The sequence below is a fragment of the Janthinobacterium sp. NKUCC08_JDC genome, assembly GCF_019345575.1.
In the GTDB taxonomy this organism is placed as follows: Bacteria; Pseudomonadota; Gammaproteobacteria; order Burkholderiales; family Burkholderiaceae_D; genus Janthinobacterium; species Janthinobacterium aestuarii.
This window is the reverse complement of record NZ_JAHKQW010000016.1, coordinates 24,328-39,521: the sequence shown is the minus strand read 5'-3', so window position 1 is coordinate 39,521 and position 15,194 is coordinate 24,328. Positions and strand designations below refer to the sequence as shown.

The 15,194-nt window shown below is 63.7% G+C and carries 14 protein-coding genes and 1 tRNA gene; 10 read left to right on the top strand and 5 right to left on the bottom strand.

Annotated features, from left to right (window positions below; all coding sequences use genetic code 11):
• The first annotated feature begins 15 nt into the window (after positions 1–15).
• From KO538_RS25615 to KO538_RS25600, 4 genes are all read left to right on the top strand, one after another.
• Positions 16–423: a DUF2946 domain-containing protein gene (locus KO538_RS25615; RefSeq protein WP_257620582.1), complete on the top strand. Its 408-nt coding sequence runs from the start codon at positions 16–18 to the stop codon at positions 421–423.
• A 77-nt stretch (positions 424–500) separates the two neighbouring features.
• Positions 501–2,624, top strand: a complete 2,124-nt coding sequence (locus KO538_RS25610; protein WP_257620581.1) for a TonB-dependent receptor domain-containing protein — start codon at positions 501–503, stop codon at positions 2,622–2,624.
• Between the two features lie 8 nt (positions 2,625–2,632).
• Positions 2,633–3,970, top strand: coding sequence for a PepSY domain-containing protein (locus KO538_RS25605; protein WP_219330060.1), 1,338 nt, complete (start codon positions 2,633–2,635; stop codon positions 3,968–3,970).
• Between the two features lie 55 nt (positions 3,971–4,025).
• Positions 4,026–4,409 carry a hypothetical protein gene (locus tag KO538_RS25600; protein WP_219330059.1) on the top strand — a complete coding sequence of 128 codons (384 nt, stop codon included), beginning with the start codon at positions 4,026–4,028 and terminating at the stop codon, positions 4,407–4,409.
• Between the two features lie 6 nt (positions 4,410–4,415).
• On the opposite strand, the gene KO538_RS25595 is transcribed toward KO538_RS25600, so the two are convergent.
• On the bottom strand, positions 4,416–5,330 hold the full coding sequence (locus tag KO538_RS25595; RefSeq protein WP_219330058.1) for a LysR family transcriptional regulator: 915 nt from the start codon (positions 5,328–5,330) through the stop codon (positions 4,416–4,418).
• A gap of 102 nt (positions 5,331–5,432) precedes the next feature.
• On the opposite strand from KO538_RS25595, the gene KO538_RS25590 reads away from it, so the two are divergent.
• From KO538_RS25590 to KO538_RS25575, 4 genes are all read left to right on the top strand, one after another.
• A complete protein-coding gene (locus KO538_RS25590; protein ID WP_219330057.1) occupies positions 5,433–6,542 on the top strand; it encodes a muconate/chloromuconate family cycloisomerase in 1,110 nt (369 codons plus the stop codon).
• Positions 6,543–6,551: 9 nt separating this feature from the next.
• Entirely contained in the window at positions 6,552–6,842 is a 291-nt protein-coding gene (gene catC, locus KO538_RS25585; protein WP_128140472.1) for a muconolactone Delta-isomerase, read from the top strand.
• An 11-nt stretch (positions 6,843–6,853) separates the two neighbouring features.
• Positions 6,854–7,657, top strand: coding sequence for a 3-oxoadipate enol-lactonase (gene pcaD / locus KO538_RS25580; protein ID WP_219330056.1), 804 nt, complete (start codon positions 6,854–6,856; stop codon positions 7,655–7,657).
• A gap of 131 nt (positions 7,658–7,788) precedes the next feature.
• On the top strand, positions 7,789–9,192 hold the full coding sequence (locus KO538_RS25575; RefSeq protein ID WP_219330055.1) for a sodium:solute symporter family protein: 1,404 nt from the start codon (positions 7,789–7,791) through the stop codon (positions 9,190–9,192).
• Between the two features lie 13 nt (positions 9,193–9,205).
• Here KO538_RS25575 and KO538_RS25570 read toward each other — a convergent pair whose 3' ends face one another.
• From KO538_RS25570 to KO538_RS25560, 3 genes are all read right to left on the bottom strand, one after another.
• On the bottom strand, positions 9,206–10,600 hold the full coding sequence (locus KO538_RS25570; protein ID WP_219330054.1) for a GntP family permease: 1,395 nt from the start codon (positions 10,598–10,600) through the stop codon (positions 9,206–9,208).
• Positions 10,601–10,726: 126 nt separating this feature from the next.
• Positions 10,727–10,803 (bottom strand) — tRNA-Pro (locus KO538_RS25565).
• Between the two features lie 72 nt (positions 10,804–10,875).
• On the bottom strand, positions 10,876–12,969 hold the full coding sequence (locus KO538_RS25560; RefSeq protein WP_219330053.1) for an AsmA family protein: 2,094 nt from the start codon (positions 12,967–12,969) through the stop codon (positions 10,876–10,878).
• Positions 12,970–13,090: 121 nt separating this feature from the next.
• Here KO538_RS25560 and KO538_RS25555 point away from each other — a divergent pair, with 121 nt between their 5' ends.
• Both KO538_RS25555 and arsC read left to right on the top strand, forming a co-directional pair.
• Positions 13,091–13,462, top strand: coding sequence for a helix-turn-helix transcriptional regulator (locus tag KO538_RS25555; protein WP_219330052.1), 372 nt, complete (start codon positions 13,091–13,093; stop codon positions 13,460–13,462).
• On the top strand, positions 13,459–13,881 hold the full coding sequence (gene arsC / locus KO538_RS25550) for an arsenate reductase (glutaredoxin) (RefSeq protein ID WP_219330051.1): 423 nt from the start codon (positions 13,459–13,461) through the stop codon (positions 13,879–13,881). The genes KO538_RS25555 and arsC overlap by 4 nt, the downstream gene beginning before the upstream one ends.
• A 60-nt stretch (positions 13,882–13,941) precedes the next feature.
• On the opposite strand, the gene ispB is transcribed toward arsC, so the two are convergent.
• Complete coding sequence (ispB, locus tag KO538_RS25545; RefSeq protein ID WP_034754644.1) at positions 13,942–14,931, bottom strand: octaprenyl diphosphate synthase; 990 nt, start codon at positions 14,929–14,931, stop codon at positions 13,942–13,944.
• Positions 14,932–15,194: the final 263 nt, after the last annotated feature.

Sequence of the window (15,194 nt, the reverse complement as noted above, 5' to 3'; positions counted from 1 at the left end):
TGGTAAAATGCGGCCATGGGAATGACCTTGTTCACGCGCCGCTTCGCCGCCTGGATCGCCTGTTTCGCGATCCTGCTGGCGGCGCTCGCGCCATCGATTTCCCAGGCCGTCGCCAGCGCCAAGCAGGAATCCGGCTCCGGTTGGGCGGAAATCTGCTCGGTGGCCGGCATCCGTTTTGTCCAGCTTGTGCAGGCCGGTGACGGCGCCGCCGATGAAAAGTCAGGCGACAAGGTCATGCAGATGGAGCATTGCGCCTTCTGTTCCACGCATGCGGGCTCCGTCGGCCTGCCGCCGACCAGCCCCGTGCTGCCGCTGCTTGTGGCCAGCGGCACGGCCATTTTCCCGGCCCTGTACTACCAGTCTCCCGCACCGCTGTTCATCTGGTCCACGGCGCAGTCGCGCGCGCCGCCCGCTCTCGTCTGAGTTTTTGCATTTTCAATGCTGGCGCTGTCCACCTCGCGGTGTGACGCGCCGCATCCGCACACTTAGACGAGAATCACATGAACAAGAAACTGTTGGTGCTGGCCGCGGCCATCACCGTGGCTTACCCGTGCGCACAGGCGCAGCAACCTGACCAAACTGACCACACCATCGACACCGTCGTCGTTTCCGGCTCGCGCGCGCAATCGTGGCTGTCCGAAACGCCGCAAGCGATTGGCGTCATCAATGCCAAAACCCTGGAACGCGACAAGCCCAAGACCATGGGTGATATCCTCAACCGCATCGCCGGCGTGTACTGGAATGACCTGGGCAACGAGCAGCACAGCATGAGCATCCGCCAGCCCATCGGCACGAATGCCGTCTACCAGTACCTGGAAGATGGCATTCCCATCCGTCCGCTGGGCGTCTTCAACCACAATTCTCTCAACGAGATGAACATGGCGGGCGCCGGCGGCGTGGAAGTGGTGAAGGGCGCCGCTTCCTCGCTGTATGGCAGCAATGCCGTCGGCGGCGCCGTCAACTTTCTCACGGCAGGCGCCAGCGCGACACCGACGGCAAGCGTGGGCGTGCGACGCGACAGCGTGGGCGGCTACACGCGCTACGACACGGCCGCCAGCGATACCTGGGGCCCGCTGGGACTGCGCTTTTCCCATTACAGTTCGCGCCGCTCGCGCGACAACTGGCAAGAGTACAGCTATGGCGACAAGGATTCGTTCTCGCTGCGTGCCGACTATGCGCTCAGCCCCACGTCGCAGCTGCGCGCCACCATCGTCCACACGGATCTCGATGCGGCCATGACGGGCAGCCTGTTCGAGAACGATTACCGCCGCAATCCGGGCAAAAGCCTGAACACGTTCACCTACCGCAAGGACAGGACCACGCGCATGAATCTGGCGTGGGAAGGGCAGACGACGGCCAATGGCACCAGCACCGTCACCGTGTTTACGCGCAAGAACGACCATGGACAGCTTCCCGCGTACTCCATCGGCAGTTGCGTCGGCATGCTGTGCAAGGGCGTCATCAACAACAACCACGTCGATTCACTGGGGCTGGACGTGAAGCACCAGCAGGAATTCGCCTGGCTGCGTTCGCGCCTGATCGCCGGTGTTTATGTGGACAAGAGCGACAATCCCTTTGTCAGCGATAACCTGTCCATCGTGCGCGATGCGGCCACGGGCCGCTATCTGCGCTATACCCTGGCCAATGTCAGCAACCCGCAAGGCGTGCGCGACTACCAGACGGACATCCTCAACACGGCCGTCTTCGCACAGTGGGAATTTACGCCGCTGGCCGGCACGCGCGTGGTGCTGGGCGGCCGCTCGGACGCCATCCGCTACGACTACCATAACAGGCTGGCGCCAGGCGGCAGCGTCAATTACGGCGCGCCCGACGAGTCGCGCAGCTTTTCGCATGTGAGTCCGAAGCTGGGCGCCACCTACGCCATCGGCCATGCGGGCAGCGCGTATGCAAACGTCAGCCAGGGTTTCACGCCGCCCGAAGTGAGCCAGCTGTATGGCAAGACGGGCATCGCCGACCTGCAGCCGTCCGTCTACAACAACTATGAGCTGGGCTTGCGCTGGGCTTTTTTGCAGGGGCGTTTGAAACTCGATACGGCCCTGTACCGGCTCGACGGGCGCGACACCATCGTCAGCTATACCGTGTCACCGGGGAATAGCGAAAACCGCAATGCGGGGCGCACGCGCAGCGAGGGGCTGGAGCTGGGCCTGAACTATGACAGCGGCCCGTTCGACGCGCGCTTCGCCACGGCCATTGCGCGCCACCGCTACCTGCGCTACCAGGTTTCCTCCAGCCTCGATTACAGCGGCCGCACCATGCCGCAGGCGCCGCGCGACATCACCTCGTTCGAGGTCGGCTACAAGCCTGTGGCGGGCGCGCGTATCGCGCTCGAAGCCGTGCACCAGGGCCGCTACTGGATGAACAACGCCAACACGGTGGAGTACAAGGGGCATGCGCTGCTGAATCTGCGCGCCAATTATCAGCTCGCGCGCGGGGTGGAAGCGTGGGCGCAGGTGCGCAATCTGATGGATAAGCGCTACGCCGATTCGGCTAGCAGCAGTTACGCGGGCACGGGCAGCTACGCGGCCAATACGCAGAACCAGTACACGCCCGGTGCGCCGCGCAGCGTGATGCTGGGCCTGTCCTATACCTATAGCGCACTGTGAGGACGGCCATGGACGATTTCACCTTTCTCATCGCGCGCCGCAAAAGCCTGTACTGGCGCATCCACTTCTGGGCCGCGCTGATCGCCTCGCCCTTCGCGCTGGTGGCCACCCTGACGGGCATCCTGTACGTGTTCACGCCGCAGATCGAGGCAAGGCTGTACCAGCACCTCGATCATGTGGCGCCGCAAGCGTCCATGCTGCCGCTGGACGCCGCCGTGGCGGCCGCCGAACGGGCCGCGCCGCGTGGCTGGACGGTGCAGCACGTGGTGCCGCCGTTTCAGCAGGACGATGCGGTGCAAGTGGCGTTCGCGCCGCCCGGCGGCGCGCACGATGAACATGCTGGACATGGGATGCCGGTGAAGGCCAGGCCGAAGTTCGGCCTGCCTGCGCAAGCCATCGTCATGTATGTGAACCCCTATGATGCGCGCGTGCTGGGCAGCCTGGCCAGCAGCGAGCGTTTCGGCAACTGGGCAAAAAAGCTGCATTCGCGTTTGCTGCAAAACAATGGCTGGCGCTGGATGATCGAGCTGGCCGCCAGCTGGCTGATGGTGATGCTGGTGACGGGCGTGGTGCTCTGGTGGCCGCGCGGCGCGCAATCAGGCTTGCCGAAGCGAGGCGCGCGGGGCCGCAATGGCTGGCGCCAGTGGCATGCGTTTCTCGGCGTGGCGCTCGGTATTGTCAGCTTCGTGATCCTGACGACGGGGCTGACGTGGAGCCAGCAGGCAGGCGGGCGCATCCGCGCGCTGCGCGACGTCAGCGGCCAGGCGCCGCCGCCCGCGCCGCGCGGCTTGCGCTCAACCGAGGCGGGCGCCCCGCTCGATTGGCAGGATGCGTGGCGGGTGGCGCGCAGCCATGCGCCCGCCATCGCCGTGCAGCTGACGGCGCCGGCCAGCCAGGACGATGTGTGGCGCGCCACGATGGCCGACCGCAGCCAGCCCACCTTGCGCTTCGACCTGCAGTTCGACGCCTACAGCGGCAAGCCCCTGTATTACGCGGGCTGGGAAGCGCAGACGGCGTTCGGCAAGGCCACGGCCATCGGCATCCCGTTTCATCGCGGCGAGTTCGGCTGGTGGAACCAGGCCTTGCTGCTGGTCTTTGGCGCCAGCGTGCTGTTCTCGCTGGTGTCGGGCTGGGTGATGTTTTTCAAGCGGCGTTTGCCTGGCTCGCTGGGCTTGCCCAAGCTGCTGCCGGGCGCCTGGACGTCGCCTTCCATGCTGGCCTGGCTGGCGGCGGCCGCCATGTGTGCGCTGATGCCGCTGCTGCTCGTTTCCGGCGGCATGCTGTTGCTGCTGGAGCTGGGGCTGGCGAAATGCAGTGCGCGTATCGGCAGGATGCGACTGCGCTAGAATAAGGGGTGCGGCCAGGCTCGTTGCCATGGGCCGCCCCTTGTAACGGCTGAACATGGTATTCATCGACTTTCCCGCCTTGTCCGCACTGGCCGCCGCGTCGGCGCTGGTGACAAAAAAATGCAGCTGCTGCGCCGTCCCGCTGGACGCTTGGCAGCGCCTGCCTACCTCGCTGGAGCTGGACCGCTTTGAAGAAATCGGCACCCTGCGCGAAGACCCGTACGAGGAACCGACGTTTGCCGAGTACCACCCGCACGGCACGCGCTACGACAGCATCGATGCGCCCATCGCGCCGCGCTACTATCCCGCGAACCTGAGCCAGGTGGCCCGCTGCATGAACTGCGGCCGCCACTACCTGCGCTACAACGAGGCGGGCGGCTATTTCACGGAACTGCGCATCCGCGCGCTGCGCCCGGAATTGCTGGCCGACGCCGCGTAGTCATCGCTACAGGCTTTCCTTGACGTGCGCGATGCCGTGTTCATCGTAGATCGAGTACACGGCGGCGAGGATGTTTTCCAACTCGGGCGAGCGGTCCCTATGCCGCATGCTGAATAAGATGGGCGAGAACGCATGCTTGTCGTCGAGCTTGCGGTACACGACGTTCCGGTGATGCATGGCTTGCACGCTTTCGGGCACGATGGAAATGCCCTGGCCGGCCGCCACCAGTCCCATGGAAATCTGCAGCTCGCGCACTTCCGTCACGGGGCCGGGCGTGACATTGCCTTCGCTGAACATGGCCAGCACCTGGTCGGCAAAGCTGGGGCGGGGCGCTTTCGGGTACACGAGCAGGGTTTCGTGGGTCAGGTCCGTCAGGCGCAATCCGCCTTCGCCCTTGGCCAGGCGGTGGCCCGGTGGCAGGGCCACCACCAGCCGCTCCTCGCGCAGCAGGATGCGGCGGATGCTGGGGTCTTCGCTTTTCAATCGCCCGAAACCAACGTCGATGCGGCCTTCCTTCAGGGCCTTCAGCTGCTGCACCGTCGTCATTTCATGCAGGGTCACGTCGACCTCGGGATGGCGCTCGCAAAAACGGTGCACGATGTCGGGCAATTCTCCATACAGCGTCGAGGCGACAAAGCCGATCGACAGCGTGCGTTCCAGCTTGCCCACGCGCTGCGTCATCGCTTGCAGGTCGCGCACCTGGTCGAGCAGGGGGCGTGCATGGGCGAGGAAAAACCCGCCCGCTTCCGTCAGCCGCAGCGGCCGCGACCCTTTTTCGATCAGCGCCACGCCCAAGGTTTCTTCCAGCTGCTGCATCTGCCGGCTCAACGGCGGCTGCGCGATGTGCAGGCGCGCGGCGGCCCGCGTGAAGTTCCTTTCCTCCGCGACCGCAACGAAGTAGCGCAAGTGCCGTAATTCCATCTTCATACCTTTCAGGTATAGGTTTGATACCAACTCGGTGTTGGACGTGGGGAGATTCGGGGAATATCGTGTCACCACTCCACAGAATTATACGGAATAAATATGATTCAAAATATCGAGACCTACCTGGTCGATGTGCCTACCATCCGCCCGCACCGCATGTCGGTCGCCACCATGAATACGCAAACCCTGGTGCTGGTGCGGCTGCGCTGCGCCGACGGCATCACGGGCTGGGGCGAAGCGACCACCATCGGCGGCTTGGGCTACGGCGGCGAAAGCCCGGAAAGCATCAAGACGAATATCGATACCTATATCGCGCCGCTGCTGGTCGGCATGGAAGCGAGTGCAGTGGCCAAGGCCATGGCCAGGGTGCGCAAGGTCATCCAGGGCAATCGCTTTGCCAAGTGCGCGATCGAGACGGCCCTGCTGGATGCCCAGGCGCGCCGCCTGGGCGTGCCGCTGTCAGAACTGCTGGGCGGCCGCGTGCGCGATGCGCTGCCCGTGGCCTGGGTGCTGGCCAGCGGCGACACGGCGCGCGATATCGCCGAAGGGGAAAACATGCTGGAACTGCGCCGCCACCGCATCTTCAAGCTGAAGATCGGCCTGCGCGACGTGATGGATGACGTGGCCCACGTGCTGGAGATCAAGCGGGCGCTGGGTGAACGGGCCAGCGTGCGCGTCGACGTCAACCAGGCCTGGAGCGAGACGGACGCCGTGCGCGGCATCGCCGCACTGGAAGCGGGCGGCGTCGACCTGATCGAGCAGCCCGTCAAGGCCGGCAACCGCGCCGCGCTGGCGCGCCTGAAGCAGCGCTTCGACGTGGCCATCATGGCCGACGAAGCCTTGCACGGTCCGGCCGATGCGCTGGCGCTGGCGCAGGCCGATGCGGCCGACGTGTATGCCGTAAAAATCACCCAGTCGGGCGGCTTGCTGCCCGCGCTGGAAGTGGCCACCGTGGCGCGCCTGGCGGGCGTGGGCCTGTACGGCGGCACCATGCTCGAAGGCGGCGTCGGCACGGCCGCCACGGCCCACGTCTGCTCCACGTTCGCGGAACTGGCCTGGGGCACGGAACTGTTCGGGCCTTTGCTGCTGACGCAGGAAGTCTTGCGCGAGCCGCTCGTGTACCGCGACTTCATGCTGCAGGTGCCGACAGGGCCGGGCCTGGGCGTCGAGATCGATATGGACAAGCTGCGCGTCATGCAGCGTCAATAAGGAGAAACCATGTTATTCCATGTACGCATGAACGTGAATCTGCCCTTGAGCATGCCCGCCGAGCAGGCGGCGCAACTGAAACAGACGGAAAAGGAACTGGCCCAGCGCCTGCAGCACGAGGGCAAGTGGCGCCACCTGTGGCGCATCGCCGGCCAGTACGCGAACGTCAGCGTCTTCGACGTGGACAGCGTGGACGAGCTGCATAATTTGCTGACCTCCCTGCCGCTGTTTCCCTACATGCAGATCGACGTGATGCCGCTGTGCCGCCATCCCTCGTCCGTGCGCGGCGACGATTCCTGAGGAGACATGCCATGACGCATACAGGCAATGACACTGTCGGGCAGACGTGCGAGGTGGACGGTATTCGCCTGCATTACCGCACGGATGGCGAGCGCGGCAAGCCTTGCCTGGTCCTGTCGAATTCCCTCGGCACGGACCTGTCCATGTGGGATGCGCAGGCGGCCGCGCTGGCCGGCGACTTTTTCGTCGTGCGCTACGATACGCGTGGCCATGGCCGGTCGGCCAGCGGCGATGCACCGTTCGGCATCGAGCGGCTGGGACTGGATGTGGTGGCGCTGCTCGACCACCTCGATATCGAACGCGCCGCCTTCTGCGGCATTTCCATGGGCGGCTTGACGGGCCAGTGGCTGGGCATACACCAGCCGCGGCGTTTGACGAAGCTCGTGCTGGCGAATACGGCGGCGCGTATCGGCGGCGCCGCGCCGTGGCAGCTGCGGGCGGAGCAAGTGCGCCGCGACGGCATGGCCGCGGTGGCCGAGAGCGCCGCCACGCGCTGGTTCACGCCGCAGTTTATCGAACGCGAAGCGGACACGGTGGCGCGCCTGGCCGGCATTTTGCGCAGCCAGGATGTCGACGGTTACGCGGCCTGTTGCGATGTGCTGGCCCAGACGGACTTGCACGACGCCGTGGGCACGATCGCCGTGCCGACCCTGATCATCGCGGGCGAGCACGATCCCGTGACCACCATCGACGACGGGCGCTGGCTGCAGCAGCAGATCGCGGGCGGCCGTCTGGCAAGCCTGCCCGCTTCGCACATCTCGAACATCGAGGCGGCGGATTTGTTTACAGAGCAGTTGCGGACTTTTTTATTGTGAGGCTTGCTGTACCGTATCGGTACGGCGGGAATGTGGTTTTCCCCTGAGCACCGCCGCCGGCTGGTCCGGCATGCGGCAGGGGAAGCTTTCTTGAAAAATAATAATAAGAAAAGCAGACTTGGAGTAGACGGATGGAAAACAGATTGATCATTATCGCTGCGGTCACGGTGGGCTATTTCGCCCTCATGTCGTACATTACCTATAGCGTGCGCAAGCATGCGAACAGCGCCGAGGGCATGACGGCGGGTGGGCGCAACTATCCCGCTTTCCTGATCGGCGCCTTGCTGCTGTCGGAATTCATCGGCAGTTCCGTCAGCATCGGCACGGCCCAGAAGGGCTATGAACTGGGCATTTCCGCCGCCTGGAATCTGGTGGCGTTGTCGCTGGGCTTTTTCCTGCTGGCCATCGTGCTGGTCAAAAAATACAAGGAAAGCGGGCAGTCGACGATTTCCGGCATCCTCGCGCAAACGTATGGCGAGCCCGTGCGCTATGCGGCGTCCATCCTCACCATCGTCGCGCTGAGCATCGTTGCCGTGGCCCTGTACGCGAGCGGCGGCGCCGTGCTGGCGGCCGTGCTGCACATCAACAAAACGGTGGCCATCTTGCTGGTCGGCGCCATCACCGTGATCTATGTCAGCCTGGGCGGCATGCGCTCGGTCGTGTACACGAATTTCGCCCACTCCATCGTCAAATACCTGGGCGTGATCCTGGCGCTCGCGTATGCGCTGGAAGCAACGGGCGGCATTGGCGCGCTGCAGGCGCAGCTGCCGGCCAAGATGTTCAACTGGGTCGAGATCGGCTGGGGCCAGATCATCGCCTGGATGATCGGCGGCATCGGTTCCATCTTCGCCACGCAATACGTGATCCAGGCGCTGGTCAGCACGGATAACCCGGCCGTGGCCAAGCGCGCCTGCTATTACGTGTCGTCGCTGATGATTCCGTTCGGCCTGATGGCGGCCCTGATCGGCATGTGCAGCGCCGTGCTGTATCCGGGCATGAAGTCGATCGACGCGTTTCCCACCATGATCGCCCACATGCCGGCATTTTCCGCCAGCATCATGATCGTCGGCCTGGCCGGCGCCCTGTTCGGCGGCATTTCCGCCACCACGCTGGCATCGGCCACCCTGGCCATGAAGGATTTTTATGATCCCTGGTACAACAAGGCCAAGAACGACGCGAAATCGCTGATGTTCCTGCGCATCGCCATCGTCGTGGCCGGCCTGCTGCCGCTGGTGCTGGCGCTGTATGCGGAAAAGCTGCTGATGATTGCCTTCCTCGGCAAGGCCCTGCGCGCCACGCTCGCCGTGCTGGTGCTGATGGCCTTCTATGCGCCGAAATTCGGCACGCCGCGCGGCGCTTTTGTCGGTGTGATCGTCTCGGTGATCGCCACGATTGGCTGGTTCCTGGCAGGCAATCCGTACGGCGTGGACAGTTCCTACCTGGCGCTGGCCGGTCCGTTGCTGACCATGGGCATCAGCCATTTGTTCAAGCCGGCGCATGCGTTGGCAAAGCCGGCATCGTCGTCGCGGCTGTAGCTTGCCCCAACCCTCAGACCAGTCCCGTCATGTAATAGATGGCAATGACGAGGAACACGGCCACCGTCTTGATGACGGTGATGCCGAAAATGTCGCGGTAGGACTGGCGGTGCGTGAGGCCCGTGACGGCCAGCAGGGTGATCACGGCGCCATTGTGCGGCAAGGTATCCATGCCGCCGCTGGCCATGGCCACGACGCGGTGCATGACTTCGAGCGGAATGTGCGCCTGCTGCGCGGCCTGGATGAAACTGTCCGACATGGCGGCCAGCGCGATACTCATGCCACCCGAGGCCGAGCCCGTGATGCCGGCCAAGGTCGTCACGGACACGGCCGCGTTGACGAGCGGATCGGGCACGCTGCGCAAGGTGTTGCTGACGGCAAGAAAACCGGGCAGGGCCGCGATGACGCCGCCAAAACCGTATTCGGACGCCGTATTCATGGCTGCCAGCAAGGCGCCGCCCACGGCCGCCTTGGTGCCTTCGGCAAACGCGGCGCGGATGCGCCCGAAGGCCGTCGCGCAGACGAGCAAAATTCCCAGCAACAAGGCGCCTTCCACGGCCCAGATACCGGTCACTGCGCCGATCGACGTCGACACGGGCGCATGCAAGCCCGGCAGGGCCTCGGCGGTGAGCACGTAGCTATCGCCGTACCATTGGGGAATCAGTTTGGTCAGCGCAAAGTTGGCCACGCCCACCAGCACCAGAGGCGCCACCGACAGCAGCGGATGGGGCAAGCCGCCCACGCCGGCCGTGGCCTTGTCGGCCTCGGCCCCATAACCTTCGCCCGTCGCCATGACGGAACGGCGGCGCCATTCGAGGAAAGCCAGTCCCATGATCACCGTCAGCACGGCGCCGATCGTGCCCAGCCACGGCGCGGCCCAGCCGGTCGTGTTGAAAAAGGTGGTCGGGATGATGTTCTGGATCTGCGGCGTGCCCGGTAACGTATCCATGGTGAACGAAAACGCGCCCAGGGCAATGGCACCCGGCATCAGCCGCTTGGGGATATTGCTCTGGCGGTACAGTTCAGCCGCAAACGGATACACGGCAAACACCACGACGAACAGCGACACACCGCCGTACGTCAAGGCCGCGCACACGGCAACGATCACGGCATTGGCGCGCGCACTGCCGATATAGCGAATGGCCGCCACGACGATGGACTGGGAAAAGCCGGACAGCTCAATTAGTTTACCGAACACGGCGCCGAGCAAAAAGACGGGGAAGTACAGCTTGATAAAGCCCACCATCTTTTCCATGAAGATGCCGCTGAACACGGCCGGCACGGCCGACGGATCGGTCAGCAGCACGGCGCCGAGCGCAGCGACGGGCGCAAACAGGATCACGCTGTAGCCGCGGTAGGCGGCCAGCATGAGGAAGGCCAATGCGGCCAGAACTATCAGGAAAGACATCGGTCAGGCCCTTGCGCGAGAAGTGGTTAAGATATTAATAGTGAAATTAATAACATACTTCTCGGCAACCCGCCAACGCGCAGGTCAAGGTGCAAGCAGTTCAAGCTGGCGCAGTGAGGGAAAGGCTGGTCGGGGTGAGAGGATTCGAACCTCCGGCCTCTGCGTCCCGAACGCAGCGCTCTACCAGGCTGAGCCACACCCCGCTTTTCTTCATTACAGCAGATGGCGGAGCGGGTTTCAAGCGGCTGCATCAAGCTTGTTTGTTGCAAGCCTGCTTATTTCTTTTCCTGCTGCGCCTTTTTGATTTCCGCTTCGCTGACTTTTTTCGCTGGCGCATTCGTCGCTGGCGAAGTCGGGGCCTTGCGGGTGGCGTTGGCTTGGGCCATGACGGCGGCGCAGTCCGTGTCGGGGGCTTTGTCGACGTTGACCAGCGGCAGCAGGGCGGCCAGCGGCGTGACGGCGGTGGCCAGGGCCACGGCGGCGCCGGCTTTCAGGGCCAGCGGGCCTTTTTGCGGGCCCACGTCCGGGTTCTTGAACGTGCCTTTTGCGTACAGCGGCGTGCGCAGGGTGATGATGCGGGCGCCCTTGGTACGGGGGCGCACGTCGAGGTCCAGGGTTTCGGTGGCCAGGTTGACGTTGCCCGTGACATTGACGACGGCCGTGTCCGTGTCGAGCACGAAGCGGCGCACGTCGGCCTGGCCATTCGTCACGGCGAAGTCGCTGGCCAGGCAGTTCAGGTGCACTTGCTTGTCGCCAAAGATTTTCACGAAGACGGCGTTGGCCAGGTTCAGGCCCGCCAGTTCCAGCATGAACTGGCTGACGGAGCCTTCGCTGACGGTGGCTGCCAGCTCGCCATTCGCGCTGGCCAGCATGGCCGAGACGGAATTGCCGTGGCCCGTCAGCGCCGCGTCGCCATACACTTCACCGAAGCTCGCTTGCATCGATTGCAGCTTGGGGAACAGCTCGCGTATCTTGAGGTGGCGCGCCGCCACCTTGGCTTGCGCGGCAATGGTCTTTTGACGGCCGTCGAGCGTGATGTTCGAGGTGATGTTGCCGCCGGCCATGCCGAAATTGAGCGGCGTCAAACTCAGCACCTTGTCTTTCATGCGGATGTTGGCGACGATATCGTTGAGCGGGATATCGTGCGTGCGTACCAGTTTCTTGCCCGTGAACTTCACATCGGCGTCGAGCGCATCCCATTTGGCCGTATTGAACTGTTCCACTGGCAAGGCTTTATTCCCGGGTTGCACGGGCGCCTTGCCGCGCGCCTGTTTGCGCGCATTGCTGTCGGCACCGATGGTGGGGCCCAGGTCTTCCAGGCGCAGCTGCTGCGACGCCACTTCGCCGCGCAGCAGGGGCCGGGGCTGGCGTGGCAGATATTGCAGGGTGCCGGCCAGGTCGCTCTCGCCCACCGTGCCTTTGAAATTCTGGTAGGTCCAGTTCCAGCTGGCACCGTCCTTCTTGCCCAGCAGGCGACCCTTCGTGGCGTAGTCCGGCGTTTCCGGCAGCAGCACGCCCGTCAGCGGGTACAGGTCCGCCATGCTGGCGCCAGCGAGGCTCAGCTGCAAATCGATGCCGGATAGCGAGCGCGGGTCCGTCAGCGTGCCATCGATGCTGGCCTTGTTCTTGCCCAGCACGGCATGCGCCTGCACGGGATACACGGTGTGGTTGTCGGTCAATGACAGCACGGCGCCCGCCTTGCCGCCGCCCGTCACGGGCGCCTTGCGGTAGCTGCCGCCCAGGGTGAAGGCGATGCCGTATTTCTGCACCGGCGCATTGCCTGGCGCATCGCCGGGCGTGGCGTCGGGCGCCGTCGAGCTGACCTTGGCGTGCACGTCGAGGGCGATGCCCTCGTCCAGATAGCGGATGACGCCGTCGCCGAAGGCTATGCGCTGGATTTCCACGTCCCATGCCGAAGGGCCGTTGTCTTTCAAGGTCCAGCTGTTGCTGCCATCGGCGCGCCGCTGCAGGGCAATGTTGGGCGCCTGGAGCGCCAGGTCCGTCAGTACCACGCGATGCTGCAACAGGGGCAAGGGATGGATGGCCACGTCGATACGTTTCGCGCTGGCCAGTTGCGGGCCGGCCGTCGCCCAGTCCGGGTTGCTCATGCGCACGTCCTGCGCGCTGATGACGGGGCGCGGCACATAGCGGCGCCAGCCCGGCTCCGTCTTCAGCCCCTGCTGCCATTTCACCTGCAAGTCGCCGCCGATGACGAAGCTGCGGCCCGTGCTTTCCGACACCTTTTCGTTGATGTAGGGGCGGGCGCGGTTCCAGTCGAAGGTCAGCACGAAGATGACGACGATGGTGATCAGGGCGAGCAGGGCGGCCAGGCTCCAGCCGAGGATTTTGAGCGGGGTTGAGCGTGTCATGAGGATGCCAATCGCAGTGATTTTTTCATCAAGGTAGACCGATAGGCCATAACAGTCGGTGCGCTGGGTTACGTAAGACACCTCGCTTGAAATGATTCAATAATTCGACTATTATTGAAATATGGAAAATGAAAACTCAATCGCGGCGCAAGCCGAGCCACTGACGAGCACGGCCGCCATCGCAGCCCTGGCCGCGCTGGCGCAGGAATCGCGGCTGGCCGTGTTCCGCCTGCTGGTGCAAGCAGGGCCGGAAGGCATGGCCGCGACGAAAATCGCCGAAGCGCTGGCCATTGCGCCATCGTCGCTGTCGTTTCACCTGAAAGAACTGGCGCACGCCAATCTGGTGACGGCGAGCAAGGCGGGCCGCTCCATCATCTACGCCGCCAACTATGCGGGCATGAACGGCTTGCTGGCCTTTTTGACCGAGAACTGCTGTGCTGGCGCGCCTTGCTGCGTCAGCGAACCACATTTATTGAAGGACATCACGACATGACGATCACGATTTATCACAACACGGCGTGCGGCACGTCGCGCAATACCCTGGCCCTGATCCGCAACACGGGCGTCGAGCCCGTCATCATCGATTACGTCAAGCATCCGCCGACGCGCGAGGAGCTGGTCGACCTGATCAAGCGCGCGGGCCTGTCCGTGCGCGCCGTCATGCGCGACAAGGGCGCCCTGTACGACGAGCTGGGCCTGGCCAATCCCGAGCTGAGCGATGCTGCCCTGCTGGACGCCATGCAAGCCCATCCTATTTTGATCAACCGTCCCATCGTCGTCACGGAACTGGGTGTGCGCCTGTGCCGGCCGTCGGAAAAGGTGCTGGAGATTCTGCCGCTGCCGCAGCAAGGCGCATTTGCCAAGGAAGATGGCCAGGCGGTGGTCGGCGCCGATGGCAAGCCGGTGAAATAGGCGGGCATGAAAAAAACGGCGCCATTGGCGCCGTTTTGTATTATGGAGAGTAAAACGCGATCAGTGATTGCGGTCCACGGCAAACGAGCACAGTTGCAGCATCGATTGCTTGTAGACGCTGTCCGGCCAGCCGGCGATGGCGTCGGCGGCGCGCTGGCCGGCGATTTCCGCCTGCTTGCGCGTGTAGTCGAGGGCGCCACTGCTGGTGATGGCCGTCAGGACGGTGTCGAAATGCTGTTCGTCGCCTTGCTCGATGCAGCTGCGCACCAGTTCGCGCTGTTCCGGCGTACCGTTTTCCATCAGCCAGATCAGCGGCATGGTCGGTTTGCCTTCGCGCAAGTCGTCACCCACGTTCTTGCCGATTTCGGCGGCGTCGCCTGCATAGTCGAGCACGTCGTCGATCAGCTGGAACGCCGTACCCAGCGAGCGGCCGTATTCGGCTGCCGCTTCGATATCGTCTTCGCTGGCACCGGCGATCAGGGCGCCCAGTTGCGCCGACGCTTCGAACAGCTTGGCCGTCTTCGAGCGGATGACGTTCAAATAGCTTTCTTGCGTCACGTCCGGATCGTGCATGTTCAGCAATTGCAGCACTTCGCCTTCGGCGATCACGTTGGTGGCGTCCGAGAGGATTTGCATGACGCGCATATTATTGAGCGACACCATCAGCTGGAACGAGCGCGAGTGCAGGAAGTCGCCCACCAGCACCGACGCGGCATTGCCGAACAGGGCATTGGCCGTCTGGCGTCCGCGGCGCATCGACGATTCGTCGACGACGTCATCGTGCAGCAGGGTGGCCGTGTGGATGAATTCGACCACGGCGGCCAGTTCATGGTGCGCCGTGCCGCGATAGGCGTGGGCATTGGCCACCAGCAAAATCAGCACGGGACGGATGCGTTTGCCGCCTGCGCTGATGATGTATTCAGCGATCTGGTTGATCAGAATCACATCGGAGTGCAACTTTTGGCGGATCACCGTATTGACTGCATCCATATCGGCGGCAATCGTTTGCACGATGGTGTTTTGGTTAACGTGTTTGTTAGCGTCAGACAAGGCGAACCTGCATTAGATTGTGGGTGCCGCGATTATACGACAAGGCTTGCGCGTGCGTGACGTTTGCCTATGACTGTAGGGCAATTGATTGATCTTGTTGGCACTGGCGCGCGTTTTGCTGTCCGCCTGGCGCAAGCCTGACATGATGGCCGGGTTGCCGACATACCACGATCATCGGCCTTTGTGAATAGTTTTTGACGCAATTTCTCAGTCCGTGTATAATCGCTGGTTCCCCCTGTTGTGTACGGCTTGCTTTGCACGGC

Coding starts and splice junctions, on each gene's coding strand:
- KO538_RS25610 (WP_257620581.1), top strand. CDS start 501: ATGAACAAGAAACTGTTGGTGCTGGCCGCGGCCATCACCGTGGCTTAC.
- KO538_RS25615 (WP_257620582.1), top strand. CDS start 16: ATGGGAATGACCTTGTTCACGCGCCGCTTCGCCGCCTGGATCGCCTGT.
- KO538_RS25590 (WP_219330057.1), top strand. CDS start 5,433: ATGATTCAAAATATCGAGACCTACCTGGTCGATGTGCCTACCATCCGC.
- KO538_RS25555 (WP_219330052.1), top strand. CDS start 13,091: ATGGAAAATGAAAACTCAATCGCGGCGCAAGCCGAGCCACTGACGAGC.
- KO538_RS25560 (WP_219330053.1), bottom strand. CDS start 12,969: ATGACACGCTCAACCCCGCTCAAAATCCTCGGCTGGAGCCTGGCCGCC.
- KO538_RS25605 (WP_219330060.1), top strand. CDS start 2,633: ATGGACGATTTCACCTTTCTCATCGCGCGCCGCAAAAGCCTGTACTGG.
- pcaD (WP_219330056.1), top strand. CDS start 6,854: ATGACGCATACAGGCAATGACACTGTCGGGCAGACGTGCGAGGTGGAC.
- KO538_RS25575 (WP_219330055.1), top strand. CDS start 7,789: ATGGAAAACAGATTGATCATTATCGCTGCGGTCACGGTGGGCTATTTC.
- KO538_RS25570 (WP_219330054.1), bottom strand. CDS start 10,600: ATGTCTTTCCTGATAGTTCTGGCCGCATTGGCCTTCCTCATGCTGGCC.
- catC (WP_128140472.1), top strand. CDS start 6,552: ATGTTATTCCATGTACGCATGAACGTGAATCTGCCCTTGAGCATGCCC.
- KO538_RS25600 (WP_219330059.1), top strand. CDS start 4,026: ATGGTATTCATCGACTTTCCCGCCTTGTCCGCACTGGCCGCCGCGTCG.
- KO538_RS25595 (WP_219330058.1), bottom strand. CDS start 5,330: ATGGAATTACGGCACTTGCGCTACTTCGTTGCGGTCGCGGAGGAAAGG.
- arsC (WP_219330051.1), top strand. CDS start 13,459: ATGACGATCACGATTTATCACAACACGGCGTGCGGCACGTCGCGCAAT.